Source organism: Actinocatenispora thailandica (genome assembly GCF_016865425.1).
In the GTDB taxonomy this organism is placed as follows: Bacteria; Actinomycetota; Actinomycetes; order Mycobacteriales; family Micromonosporaceae; genus Actinocatenispora; species Actinocatenispora thailandica.
In genome coordinates this window covers 733119-745952 of sequence record NZ_AP023355.1, presented here as the reverse complement: position 1 = coordinate 745952, position 12834 = coordinate 733119, and the positions used below count along the sequence as shown (strand labels likewise).

The window sequence follows — 12834 nt, the reverse complement described above, 5'->3', positions numbered from 1 at the left end:
CCTACCCGGCAGCCGAAGGCGCGGCGTCAGGGCAGCAGGAGGGTCTTGCCGGTGACGGTGCGGGCCTCGATGGCCGCGTGCGCACCCGACGCCTGCGCCAGCGGGAAGGTCTGTCCGACGACCGGCACGATGGTGCCCTCGACCGCGGCGGCAAACGACCGGGCGAGCAGCTCGCGCCGCCGCGGCGGGTCGAACTGCACGTCACCGATGCCGTAGCTGGTCAGGTCGCGGTCGGCGGCGACGGTGGCGAACCCGCCGCTGGTCGCGGCGCCGTAGCCGAGGAACGTCCCGCCGTCGGCGACCGCGGCGACCGCGGCCGTACCTGTCGTACCGCCGACGCCGTCGAAGACCACCGCGGCGCGCAGCGACGCCCAGTCCGCCCGGCCGGTCTCGACCACCTCGTCGGCGCCCAGCCGCCGCGCCAGGTCGAGTTTCGCCGCACCACGCGCGGTCGCCAGCACGTGCGCGCCGATCGCGTGCGCCAGCTGGACGAGCAGGATCGCCGCGCCGCCGGTACCGCCGACGACCACGACCCGCTGGTCCGGTTTGAGGCCGGCCAGCTCCGCGAGCGCCAGCGCGGTCGGCCCGTCGTGCAGCAGAGCCGCCGACTCCGGCAGGTCCAGGGCGTCCGGGACGTCGACCAGTTCGGCGGCCGGAGCCACCACCTGCTCGGCGTACGAGCCGTCGACGTACGCCGCGACCCGCCGACCGCGCAGCGCCGGGTCGACGCCGTCGCCGACCGCCACGACGGTACCGGTCACCGCACCGCCCGGCACGTACGGCGGCGTCACGGGGAACCACTGCCCGGCGGTACCGGCCCGGATCCGGGTCTCGATCACCATCGTGTCGATCGCGGCGACCGCGATCAACACCTCGCCGGGGGCCGGAACCGGCCCCAGAACCTGGTGTGCCACCAACACGTCCGGTCCACCGAACCGGGTCGCCTGCACCAACAACATGGTCCGTTCCTTCGTCGAGTACGGAGCCGCCCCCGCCCGGAGTCGGCACCGGTGCCGGCTCCGGGCCGGCGCGGTCACGGTTGCAGCAGGATCTTGCCGAGTACCGCGCGGGACTCGATCGCGGCATGTGCTGCCGCGGCGTCCCGCAGCCCGAACACCCGACCGATCGCCGGCCGCAGTCGACCCTCGATGGCCGCCTGGAACGCTTGGGCGGCAAGCGAAGTCACCTCGTTGCGGGCCTGTGAAAGCTCCGCGATGCCGTACCGGGTGACGTCCCGCTCGGCCGCCCGAGCCGCGGCGATGTCGGCGAACCCACCGGTCGGCGCACCGTAGGAGAGGAACCGGCCGCCGCGGCGAACCGCGTCGAACCCCGCCGTACCGATGTCGCCGCCGACGCCGTCGAACACCACGTCCACGCCACCCGCGTCGCGCAGCCGCGCCGGCCACCCTGGTTCGCTCGGATCCAGTACCGACTCGGCGCCGGCCTGCCGCACCAGGTCCTGCTTGCGTTCGCCGCGCGCCGCGCCGAACACCCGGGCACCGGCCGCCGCGACCAGCTGCACCGCGAGCAGGCCGGCGCCGCCGTTCGCGCCGAGCACCAGCACCGCCTCGCCGGCCCGTACCGCCGCGGTGGAAAGCAGCGTCAACGCCATCGGCCCGTCGTGCGACAGCGCCGCCGCATCGACCAGGTCCAGCCCGTCCGGTACCGGCGCGAGCTGATCGACGGCGACGTTGGCGCGCTGCGCGTACGCGTTGGCGCTGCCCGTGTAGCCGACCACCCGGCGGCCCAACCAGTCGCTGGCAACGTCGTCGCCGACCGCGGTCACCGTGCCTGCGACGCCGTCGCCCGGCACGTACGGCGGGGTCACCGGGAACCACTCCCGGCCCCAGCCGGACCGCACCTGCGTCTCGACGTACAGCACGTCGATCGCGGCGACGTCGAGCACCACCTGCCCCGGCCCGGCGACCGGTTCGGGCGCCTCCCGGCCCACCAGTACGTCCGGTCCGCCGAACCGCACCGCTTCCGCAACCAACATCCCGACACTCCCTCGTCTGGTCTCGGGAGGAGTCTCGAACATGAAGTCGACTTCAAGTCAAGCCCGGAACCGGCCCTCCGCCGCGCCTGCGACGATCCATCGGCCACCCGGCGCTTCGGACCCGGCTCGCAGCCCCACCCGGCTCGCGGGAGGGCGGGACGGTGTCCCGGATCATGCTTGAGGTTGACCCTGGGTCAGGGTGCACGCTGCCGGCATCGGCCAGCCGCACCACGGCGGCGAACCGGAACCACCGAGCCAAGGGAGCACCGCCATGTCCACCACCCAGACCGGCCAGGACCGCCCCGAGCTGCGGAAGGCCCTGGACGACATCGTCGCGTCCGGCATCACCGGGATGACGCTGCGCGTGCACGACGAGCGCGGCGAGTGGGCCGGCAGCGCGGGCCTGTGCACGCTCGGCGAGCCGGCCGAGCCGCCCGTGGACGGGCACGTCCGGATCGGCAGCAACACCAAGACGTTCACCGCGACGGTGGTCCTGCAGCTGGTGGCCGAGGGCCGGATCGACCTGGACGCCCCGGCGGCCTCCTACCTGCCCGAGTTCGGCCTGGACGAGCGGATCACGGTACGGATGCTGCTGCAGCACACCAGCGGCGTCTTCAACTTCACCGGCGAGTACTACCCCGACGGCACGGTCGTCCCGGGGATCCCCGCGACCCCGGCGGGCAAGGAGTGGGTGGACAACCGGTTCAAGACCTACCTGCCGGAGGATCTGGTGCGGCTGGCGTTGTCCAAGCCGGCGCGGTTCGAACCGGGTACCGACTGGAGCTACTCGAACACCAACTACGTGCTGGCCCGGCTGCTGATCGAGCGGGTCACCGGTCACCCGGTCGCCGAGGAGATGCAGCGGCTGATCCTCGGGCCGCTCGGGCTGACCGGCACCGTGGCACCCACCACCCAGACCGACCTCCCGGAGCCGTACGCCCACGCCTACTACCGGTACGAACAGGACGGCGAGCAGCACACCGTCGACGTCACCCGGCAGAACCCGTCCTGGATCTCCAGCGGCGGTGACATGATCTCGACGACCCGGGACCTGCACACGTTCATCTCCGCGCTGTGCGGCGGCACGCTGCTGCCGGCCGATCTGCTGGCCGAGATGCGCACGCCGCGCCCCACGCCGATCCCGAACATGGGCTACGGCCTGGGCGTGTTCGTCCAGGACACCGGCGGAGGCACCGTGATCACGCACAACGGCGGCGCCGCCGGGCACGCGGCGCTGATGTTCAGCACCCCGGACGGCAGCAAGACCCTGACCGGCTCGCTGAACTACGTGGACGACGCCGCGATGTCGCTGGCGGTACCGTTCCAGCAGGCCACCCAGCGGCTCGTCGACGAGGTGTTCGGCGGCGGGCAGGACGGGTCGGCGGGCTGACGGTGCTGCCCCGGCCCGCGCGGCGGACGGCGCCCGAACCGGGGCGCCGGGCCCGACCAGCCCGGCGTGCCGGACGCCCCGCCCGGGTGCGCTGCTCGGGTGTTGCCTCGTGGCCGGGCCCGGCCACGAGGCAAGCTGGGCAGATGCGCAACGGAGTCACGATCGGGCAGGCAGCCGCGTTCGCCGGCGTCACCGTCAAGACGGTCCGGCACTACCACAAGCTCGGCCTGGTCGCGGAGCCGGAACGGGACAGCTCCGGCTACCGGCGGTACGCGTCGGCCGACCTGCTCCGGCTGGTACAGGTGCGGACCCTGGCCGCCGCGGGCGTGCCGCTGGCGGAGATCGGCCCGCTGGTCGACGCGGACGCCGAGCGGTTCGCCGACGCCATCGTCCGCGTCGAGCGGCAGCTCACCGAACGGATCGAGGAGTTGACCGCCCGGCGCGAGATGCTGCACCGGCTCGCCGACGGCAACCGTGCCCTGCTGCCCGACCGCGCCGTGGCACTGCTGGAGCGGATGCCCGGGCTCGGCTTCTCCGCCGAGGAGATCGCGGCCGCCCGGGAGGGTTGGGTGCTGGCCGCCGCGCTCGTCCCGGAGGGCTTCGACGAGTACCTCGGCCTCGTCGAGCACGCCCTGCACGACGACCGGTTCGTCGCGTTGAGCCGGCGCGCCGCGGAGGCGGCGAGCTGGGCACCGGACGACGCCCGCATCGACGCGCTTGCCACCGCCACGACCGACCACTACCTCGCCAATCCCGAACACCTGAAGATCCTGACCGGCCTGCAGGCGCGCACCGACGCCGCCACCCGCTACCGGCTGATCGCCGACCACAGCGAACCGCCGGCGTCGGGCGCCGCCCGGCTCGTCGCGCTCGTCGAGGACAAGCTCCGCGCCGCCGGCGTCCGCATTCCCGGCCCGGACCCGTACTGACGGCGTCACCGACCCGGCCGGCCGCAACGCCGTCGGCTCGACGGCAGTGCGGCGGCGCGCCACGGCGCGGCGCGCGGGCGGTCAGAGCTCGGTGACCTCGCCGCCGGCGACGGACAGCCGGCGCGTGACGTGCACCGCCTCCAGCAGCCGGCGATCGTGGCTGACCAGCAGCAACGTGCCGTTGTAGTCGGCGAGTGCCGACTCGAGCTGCTCGATCGCGGGCAGATCCAGGTGGTTGGTCGGCTCGTCCAGCACGAGCAGGTTCACCCCGCGGGCCTGCAGCAGTGCGAGCCCGGCCCGGGTGCGCTCGCCCGGCGACAGCGTGTCCGCGGCGCGCAGCACGTGGTCCGCGCGCAGCCCGAACTTCGCCAGCAGGGTACGCGCGTCGGCCGGCAGCAGCCCGGACGCCGCGGCGAACGCGTCGACCAGCGGCTCGGCGGTGTCGAACGTCTCGCGCGCCTGGTCGACCTCGCCGACGACGACACCGGGGCCGAGCGTGGCCGTACCGCCGTCCGGCGCGAGCCGGCCGAGCAGCAGCGCGAGCAGCGTCGACTTGCCGGCGCCGTTCGCGCCGGTGATGGCGACCCGGTCGGCCCAGTCGATCTGCAGGTCCACCGGGCCGAGCGTGAACCGTCCACGGTGGACGGTCGTACCACGCAGGGTGGCGACCACCGCGCCGGACCGGGGCGCCGCGGCGATGTGCATCCGCAGTTCCCATTCCTTGCGCGGTTCCTCGACGACGTCCAGCCGCTCGATCGCGCGCTCGGTCTGCTTCGCCTTGGCGGCGAGCTTCTCGCTGCCCTCGATCCGGTACGCCTTGATGTTCTTGTCCGGGTCGGTCTGCTTCTTCGTCGCGTTCGCGACGCCCTTGTCCGACCACGCCCGCTGCTTGCGAGCGCGAGCCAGCAGATCCTCCTTCTTGCCGGCGTACTCCTCGTACGCCTCGCGGGCCCGCCGCCTGGCCCGCTCCCGTTCCTCCACATAGGACTCGTACCCGCCGCCGTAGACCCGGATCTGTTGCTGTGCCAGGTCCAGCTCGACGACCCGATCGACGGTGCGGGTGAGAAACTCGCGGTCGTGGCTGACCAGCACGGTGCCGGCACGCAGCTCGGTGACGAACCGCTCCAGCCGGGCGAGCCCGGCCAGGTCCAGGTTGTTGGTCGGCTCGTCCAGCAGGAACACGTCGTACCGGGACAGCAGCAGCGAGGCGAGCCCGGCCCGCGCCGCCTGCCCACCGGACAGGGTCGCCATCGGTACCCCCAGGTCGACCGCGAGGCCGAGGTCTGCGGTCACCTCCCCGGTGCGCTCGGCCAGGTCGGCGCCGCCGAGGGCGAGCCACCGCTCCAGCGCCGCCGCGTACGCCTCGTCGGCGCCCGGGCGCCCCTCGGTCAGCGCCTCGGTCGTGGCGTCCAGCTGGCGCTGCGCCTCGGTCACCCCGGTACGCCGGCCGAAGAACTGCTCGACCGTCTCGCCGGGCCGCGGCTCCGGCTCCTGCGGCAGGTAGCCGACCGTCGCGGTCGGTGGGCTGAGCGACACCGCGCCGGACTCCGCGGTACCGAGGCCGGCCAGCAGGCGCAGCAGCGTCGACTTGCCGGCGCCGTTGGCCCCGACCAGGCCGACCACGTCGCCCGGCGCGACGATCAGGTCGAGACCGCTGAACAGCACGCGGTCACCGTGCCCGGCGGAGAGGTCCTTGGCGATCAGGGTGGCAGTCATCGGGTGCCGATGGTAGCGGCCACGCCACCCCGGCCGACCACCGATATTGTTCGCGTCGCCCGCGGTCGCCGGATAGTTTGCCGGCATCGTCCCAGCCCGCGGCGGCCCGTCCCGGCGGATCGCCGGCCACGATCGGAGCGCACGTGTCGGATCCCGTCACCCTGACCACCCTGACCGAGACCGGAGCCCACCCGCGGCTGGTCTGGCTGGCCGCCCACCCGGACGGCCATCCGGTCGGTTCGGCTCACCTGCGGCTGTTCGACTCGGACGGCCGGCGGCATCTGGGCGAGTTGTCCCTCGCCGTGCACCCCGCGGAACGCCGCCGCGGCACCGGTACCGCGCTGCTCGCGGCGCTGGTCGCGGCGGCCCGCGTGGACGGCCGGCGCAGCCTGCTCGCCGAGGTGCCCGCGGACACGCCCGGCGACGCCTTCCTCGCGGCCCGCGGCTTCCGCCGGGTGCTGCAGCTGATCTACACCCGGCTGCCGCTGGCCGAGGTCGACCGGGCGGCCCTGGCCACCGAGATCGGCACCCCGCACCCCGGGTACCGGCTGGTCAGCTGGCGCGGCACGGTGCCCGACGAGCTGGCGGCGAGCTTCGCCGCATCCCGCCGGGCGATGGACGACATGCCGATGGACGACACCGACTACGGCACCACGCACTGGGACGTCGACGCGGTGCGCGAGGTGGCCCGCGCGGTCGCCGACCGGGGCGAGCACCTGGACACCGTGGCCGTCGCGGCCGAGGACACCGGCGAGATCGTCGGCTTCACCGAGCTGGTCGTGGGCGCCGACGGTACCGGCGACGGGCAGCACTACGGCACCGGCGTGCTGCCCGAGCACCGCGGCCACGGGCTGGCCCGCTGGATGAAGGTGGCGGCGATCGACCGCGCCGCGCACCGCTATCCCGAGCTGGCCGGGCTGCTGGCGGACACCGCGGCGAGCAACGGCCCGATGCGCCGGATCAACGCCGAGCTGGGCTACCGCCCCACCCATGTCAGCCACGAGTACCAGCTGGACCTGTAGCCGGTGTTAGGTCCGCCACGGCGGGCGCCGGGGTGGGCGTAATTCGCTGCCGGGCTGTCGCAGGGCGGTGGCACGATTCGCGGTTGAGATGGCAACTTCCTTCACCACCGCCCCCGCGCCCACCGACGCCCCCGGCATGCCGCCGCTGGCGCGCCGGATGTTCGCGGGCATCGCGTTCTCCGCCCTCGGCAGCGGCATGTCCATGCCGTACCTGTTCGTCTACTTCACCCAGGTGCGGCACCTGCCGACCACCCAGGTCGGACTGATCCTGTCCTGGATGGGCGTGGTGGCGCTGGTCGTGTCCCCGCTCGCCGGTACGTTGATCGACCGGTTCGGCCCGCGGGTCGTGCTGCTGGTCGGGCTGCTCGGCGAGGCGACCGGAATGGCCGCGGTGGGTTTCATCCACTCCAGCCTGGACGCGATCGTGGTGGCGAGCTGGGTGGCGGTGTTCAACTGCGCCACCTTCCCCGGCTCGTCCGCACTGCTGACCCGGATGGTGCCGGTCGCGAAGCGGGAACGCGCGTACGGCGTGCAGTTCATGCTGATGAACGCCGGCTTCGGGGTCGGCGGGCTGGTCGCCTCGGCGCTGGTCGACCTGGCCGACCCGCGTACCTTCCAGTGGCTGTACTGGATCGACGCGGCCAGCTACGTCGGCTACATCGTGGTGCTGCTGACCCTGCCGCGCGGCACCGGCACGCTGGACCCGACCAGCGCCGAGCACGACACCGCGACCCCGCAGCCCGGCTGGCGGGAGGTGCTGCGCGACCGCACCCTGCTGCTCGTCATCGTGGTCGGCACGGTGCTGCTGACCTGCGCGTACGCCCAGATGGACACCGGCTTCACGGCGTACGCGGTGAACCAGGCGCAGGTGCCGGCACGCACCCTCGGCTGGGCGTTCGCGGCCAACACCGTGGTGATCGTCGCCGGGCAGTTGGTCACCCTGCGGCTGGTCGCCGGCCGCCGCCGCAGCACCGCGCTGGGCATCGCCGGGCTGATCTGGTCGGCGGCCTGGGTGGTCGTCGCGGTCTCCGGCGCCTTCGTCGGCCGGCCGCTCGCGATCGTGGCCGTGGTGCTCGGGCTCGCGGTGTTCGGCGCCGGCGAGACGATCTGGGCGCCGGTGATGCCGGCGCTGGTCAACGGGCTCGCCGACGAGCGGGTCCGCGGCCGGTACAACGCGCTCGCCGGGATGACCTGGACCATCTCCGGCATCGCCGGCCCGGCGCTGGCCGGCCTGCTGATCGCCCGCGCCGACGGCCGGTACTGGGCGGCGCTGTGCATCGGCGGCAGCCTGCTCGGCGGCCTCGCCTTCCTCACCCTGCGCCGCCGCCTCACCTCCGCCCAGGACGGCCTCGCACCGACCCCGAGACCCGAACCCGCCCAGTCGGCAACCTGAGATCGCGGGCAGACCGCGTTCGTGCTGGGGCTCTGCTGTGGACTCGAACGGGAGTAGCCGTCAGGGGTGGAGGACCAGCTTGCCGAAGGTGGTGCCCTCGGCGAGGCGGGCGAACGCGGTGGCGGCGTCCGCCAGCGGGTAGGTCGAGTCGACGACGGGACGCAGGTTCTTCGCGACGCAGAGGTCGAGCAGCGCGGCCAGCTCGTCCCGGGTGCCCATGGTGGCGCCGACGATCTCCAGCTGCAGGAAGAACACCCGGCGCAGGTCGACGGCCGGCAGGTGGCCGCTGGTGGCGCCGGCGACGACGATCCGGCCGCCCGGCTTGGCGCACTTGAGCGAGTGCTCGAAGGTGGCCTCGCCGACCGTCTCGATCACCACGTCGACCCGCTCGGGCAGCTTCGCGCCGGGCTCGACCGCGGTCACACCGAGGGCGGCGACCCGATCACGCTTGGCGGCGACCCGGCTCGTCGCGTACACCCGGGCGCCGAGCGCCTGGGCCAGCACCACCGCGGCGCTCGCCACCCCGCCACCGGCGCCCTGCACCAGCACCGCCCCGCCCTGGGGCAGCCGGCCGCGGGTGGTCAGCATCCGGTACGCGGTGAGCCACGCGGTCGGCAGGCACGCCGCGGTGTCGAAGTCGATCCCGTCCGGCAGCGGGACCAGGTTGCGCGCCGGCACCGCGACCCGCTGCGCCAGGGTGCCCGGGTACCGCTCGGACAGCAGGCTGCGGCGCGGGTCCAGGGTCTCGTCGCCGTCGCCGACGGCCGGGTCGCCGAGCACCGCGTGCACCACCACCCGCCGCCCGTCCGCGTCGGTACCGGCGGCGTCGCAGCCGAGGATCATCGGCAGCGCGTCGGCGGAGAGGCCCACCCCGCGGAGCGACCACAGGTCGTGGTGGTTGAGCGCGGCGGCGGCGACGTCGACGACCGCCCAGCCGTCCGGCACCTCGGGTTCGGGTCGGTCACCGACCGCGAGGGCGGCCAGCGGATCGTCCGGATCGATACGTTCTGCGTAGGCGGCCAGCATGCTCCGGAGGCTAGCAGTCGTCGCCGGCCGGGGCCGGGCGACGACCGGGGTGCGGATGATCACGTGCCCGTTCCGGCACGATGCGTTCTAATGGCAGTCGTGCCGTCAGACATCGAACCGGACGAATACCGCGGATCCACCGGGCCGGAACCCGCCGAGTACCGGCGGGTGCTCGGCCACTTCCCGACCGGGGTGACGATCGTGACGGCGCTCGGCCCGGACGGGCCGGTGGGACTCGCGGTGAACTCGTTCACGTCGGTGTCGCTGCGGCCACCGCTGGTCGGGTTCTTCCCGGCGCACACGTCCGGTTCCTGGCCGGTGATCCGGCATGCCGGCGGGTTCTGCGTCAACATCCTCGGCCACCATCAGGAGTCGCTGGCCCGGACCTTCGCCTCGCCCGGTACCGACCGGTTCCGCGACGTCGAGATGCGCCCGGCGCCGATCACCGGCGCACCCATCCTGCTGGGCGCGGTGGCCTGGCTGGACTGCACGATCGAGTCGATCACCCCGGCCGGCGACCACGACTTCGCGCTGGCCCGGGTGCGCGCCATCGCCGCCGACTCCAGCCACCCGCCGCTGGTGTTCCACCGCGGCCGCTACGGCACCTGCGACTGACCGGGCCACGAGGCGGTGCGGGCGCGGTACGCGGCGGTCTTGACCCGGTTCTGGCAGCGGGTCGAGCAGAACCGGCGGTGCGCGTTGCGGGAGAGGTCGACGTAGGCCCGGTCGCAGCCGGGCGCCGCGCACAGCCCGAGCCGGCTGCCGGCGTCGCCGCCGATCGCCATCGCCAGCCCGGCGGCGATGCCGGCCGCCCAGCCGCGGGCGAACGAGTCGTCCGGGCCGTGGAAGTGCAGGGTGTGCCCGCCGTGGCCGTTGGCGTCCAGCTGCGGCCGGGCGTCGCTCGCCCGCAGCATCGCGTTGACCAGCGCGGCGGCCCGGTCGGCGTCGTCCGCCTCCAGCGCGGCGAAGACCTCGCGCGCCTGGCCGGCGCAGCCGCGCAGCGCGCGGGCGTCGGCCGCGCTGGGCGAGAAGTCGCGGCCGACGCCGAGGACCGTCTCGGCGACCACCTCGCGCAGCGCCGGGCCGGTCGGCGGGGTCACCGGCCGGCCGCCGTCGAACCCGGGTGTCAGCACGTTCACCAAACGGACGGTGGTGCTCAGCAGCCGCTCGATGTGACTGTTGAAAGGCATCTCACTAGTCACGTAACCTCCTCGGCATGTCACTGAAGTCCGAGGTTACAACGGTCACACGATGGCTCGTGCTGATCCGGGTGGTGAACCGGCTCGGCGCGTTCGCGATGGGGTTCCTGAGCTTGCGGCTCACCCACGACCTCGGCGCCAGCCTGGCGCTGGCCGGGCTGGTACTCGCCGCCTTCGGTGCCGGCACGATCCCCTCCCGGCTGCTCGGCGGGGTGCTCGCCACCCGGTTCGGCGCCCGCACCGCGATGCTCGCCGGGCTGCTCGCCTGCGCGGCGGCGCAGGCGACGATCGGCCTCGGCCGCTCGCTACCGGTCGTGGTGGGCGGCGCCCTGCTGCTCGGCCTCGCCTACGAGCTGGTCGAACCGGCCACCCAGGCGCTGATCGCCCAGTCGGTACCGGATGAGCGGCGCGCGTCGAGCTACTCACTGCTGTGGGCGGCGCTCGCGGTGGCCGGCGTGGTCGCCGGCCTGCTCGCCGCGGTACTGACCCGGTGGAGCCTCGGCGCGCTGTTCCTCGCCGACGCCGTGACCAGCCTCGCCGCCGCGGTCGTGGTCTGGCGCCGACTACCCGCCGACCGAAAGCCGGACCGCACCGAGGTACGGGCCGCGTGGTGCGCGGTGCTGTCGCGCCGGCTCGCCGCCTGGACCGCCGTGGGCAGCGGCTACGCGACGCTCGCGATGGTGGTGGTGTTCATGCTGCCGCTCGCGGTGCAGGCCGGCGGCCACCCCGCCGCGCTGACCGGCTGGCTGCTCGCGACTGCCGCTGCGGCCGCGATCGCCGCGCAGCGCATCGTCGCCCGCACCGAGCTGTCGCTCACGCCGGCGACGACACTGGCGATCGGGTACGCCTCGCTCACGGTGGGCCTGCTGTGCTGGGCGGGCGGCACGGTACCCGAACTCGTGACCGGCGCCGCGTTCGAGGGGGCGAGCGGCAGCCTGCTGCTCGGCACCCAGCAGGCGATCGCCTCCCGCCTCGCCCCGCCGCGGCACGCCGCCACCGTGCTGACCGGGTACGGGCTGTCCTGGGGTGTCGGTACCGTGGCGGCACCGCTGATCGGCGCCCCGCTGTTGGCGCACGGCGCCGCGACGCTGTGGTTGGTCACCGCCGCCGGCGCCGCGTCCCTCGGACTCGGCACCGCCCTGTACCAACGGATGATGCTTCGCCACCGGGCACCCCGAGCCGCCCGAGGCGGGCGCGGCCGGACGCCGGCCGGGTCGGCGGTCCACCCGGTGCGCGGGTCGGATCGCCCCGGCAGCAACGGGATCAGCGGGTTCGGCGCGGCTGGCTGAGCTGGTCGGCGGCGGCGGTCCGGATCGCGGCGGCGGTGCGGTCCAGCGCCTCGGTGTGCAGCGTCCACTGCTGCCAGTTGAGCACCACGTCCAGGTGCGCGCCGGGATCGAACTCGACCAGCTGACCGCGCCGGCGTTCCGCCCGAAGCTGCTGGTCGGGCAGCATCCCCCACCCCATCCCGAGCAGCACCGCGGTGCCGAAGTCGGCGGTCGCCGGGATGTAGTGCCGGGGCGGGTCGAGCCGGCGCCGGGTGCGCCGCCGCAGGTAGGCGTCCTGCAGGTCGTCCCGGCGGTCGAAGGTGAGCACCGGAGCCGCCGCCAGCGCATCGACGCTGGCGCCGTCGGCGAACCAGCGTCGGACGAACGCCGGCGACGCCATCGGCCGGTACCGCATGGTGCCGAGCCGGGTCACCGTGCAGCCCTGCACCGGCTGCGCCGCGGTGGTGATCGCGCCCATCACCACACCCTGCCGGAGCAGTGCGGCCGAATGGTCCTGATCCTCCCGGCGCAGGTCGAACCGGATCTCGTCGGCCAGCGGCGCCAGCGCGGGCAGCACCCAGGTGCCGAGCGAGTCGCCGTTGACCGCGAGGGCCACCACCGGCGGCTCGCCCGCCGCCCGGTCGGCGGCGACCGCGTCGGCGGTCAACGCCTCGATCTGCCGCGCCAGCCGCAGGTAGGCCTGGCCGGCGTCGGTCACCGTGACCGGCTTGCCGCGCAGCAGCAGCACCCGGCCGGCCGCGGTCTCCAGCGCCTTGATCCGCTGGCTGACCGCGGACGGCGTCACGTGCAGCGCCCGCGCCGCCGCGTCGAACGAGCCCTCGTCGACCGCCGCGACCAGCGCCCGCAGCTGCGGCAGATCCACCTGCACATCAGC

12 protein-coding genes are annotated in these 12834 nt (G+C 74.3%); 6 read left to right on the top strand and 6 right to left on the bottom strand.

The window, feature by feature from the left end:
• Window positions 1–26: 26 nt before the first annotated feature.
• Both Athai_RS03425 and Athai_RS03420 read right to left on the bottom strand, forming a co-directional pair.
• Window positions 27–959, bottom strand: coding sequence for a zinc-binding dehydrogenase (locus Athai_RS03425; protein ID WP_203960117.1), 933 nt, complete (start codon window positions 957–959; stop codon window positions 27–29).
• Window positions 960–1033: 74 nt separating this feature from the next.
• Entirely contained in the window at window positions 1034–1996 is a 963-nt protein-coding gene (locus Athai_RS03420) for a zinc-binding dehydrogenase (RefSeq protein ID WP_203960116.1), read from the bottom strand.
• Window positions 1997–2267: 271 nt separating this feature from the next.
• On the opposite strand from Athai_RS03420, the gene Athai_RS03415 reads away from it, so the two are divergent.
• Both Athai_RS03415 and Athai_RS03410 read left to right on the top strand, forming a co-directional pair.
• A complete protein-coding gene (locus tag Athai_RS03415) occupies window positions 2268–3386 on the top strand; it encodes a serine hydrolase domain-containing protein (protein ID WP_203960115.1) in 1119 nt (372 codons plus the stop codon).
• 143 nt (window positions 3387–3529) lie between these two features.
• On the top strand, window positions 3530–4315 hold the full coding sequence (locus Athai_RS03410; RefSeq protein ID WP_203960114.1) for a MerR family transcriptional regulator: 786 nt from the start codon (window positions 3530–3532) through the stop codon (window positions 4313–4315).
• An 81-nt stretch (window positions 4316–4396) separates the two neighbouring features.
• Here Athai_RS03410 and Athai_RS03405 read toward each other — a convergent pair whose 3' ends face one another.
• On the bottom strand, window positions 4397–6031 hold the full coding sequence (locus Athai_RS03405; protein WP_203960113.1) for an ABC-F family ATP-binding cassette domain-containing protein: 1635 nt from the start codon (window positions 6029–6031) through the stop codon (window positions 4397–4399).
• 143 nt (window positions 6032–6174) lie between these two features.
• Between Athai_RS03405 and Athai_RS03400 the strand changes: the two genes are divergently transcribed.
• Window positions 6175–7053, top strand: coding sequence for a GNAT family N-acetyltransferase (locus Athai_RS03400; RefSeq protein ID WP_203960112.1), 879 nt, complete (start codon window positions 6175–6177; stop codon window positions 7051–7053).
• Between the two features lie 88 nt (window positions 7054–7141).
• Window positions 7142–8446, top strand: a complete 1305-nt coding sequence (locus Athai_RS03395; RefSeq protein WP_203960111.1) for an MFS transporter — start codon at window positions 7142–7144, stop codon at window positions 8444–8446.
• A 60-nt stretch (window positions 8447–8506) separates the two neighbouring features.
• Here the strand turns inward: Athai_RS03395 and Athai_RS03390 are convergent, their stop codons facing one another.
• Complete coding sequence (locus tag Athai_RS03390; protein WP_203960110.1) at window positions 8507–9472, bottom strand: zinc-binding dehydrogenase; 966 nt, start codon at window positions 9470–9472, stop codon at window positions 8507–8509.
• 99 nt (window positions 9473–9571) lie between these two features.
• Here Athai_RS03390 and Athai_RS03385 point away from each other — a divergent pair, with 99 nt between their 5' ends.
• A complete protein-coding gene (locus tag Athai_RS03385; protein WP_239156691.1) occupies window positions 9572–10087 on the top strand; it encodes a flavin reductase family protein in 516 nt (171 codons plus the stop codon).
• Here the strand turns inward: Athai_RS03385 and Athai_RS03380 are convergent.
• Window positions 10069–10662, bottom strand: a complete 594-nt coding sequence (locus Athai_RS03380; protein ID WP_203960108.1) for a CGNR zinc finger domain-containing protein — start codon at window positions 10660–10662, stop codon at window positions 10069–10071. The genes Athai_RS03385 and Athai_RS03380 overlap by 19 nt on opposite strands.
• Before the next feature lie 26 nt (window positions 10663–10688).
• Between Athai_RS03380 and Athai_RS03375 the strand changes: the two genes are divergently transcribed.
• Window positions 10689–11960, top strand: a complete 1272-nt coding sequence (locus Athai_RS03375; RefSeq protein WP_203960107.1) for an MFS transporter — start codon at window positions 10689–10691, stop codon at window positions 11958–11960.
• Here the strand turns inward: Athai_RS03375 and Athai_RS03370 are convergent.
• Window positions 11935–12828 (bottom strand): LysR family transcriptional regulator ArgP, encoded by an 894-nt coding sequence (locus Athai_RS03370; protein ID WP_203960106.1) that lies wholly within the window; start codon window positions 12826–12828, stop codon window positions 11935–11937. The two genes, Athai_RS03375 and Athai_RS03370, sit on opposite strands and share 26 nt — an antisense overlap.
• Between the last annotated feature and the right edge of the window lie 6 nt (window positions 12829–12834).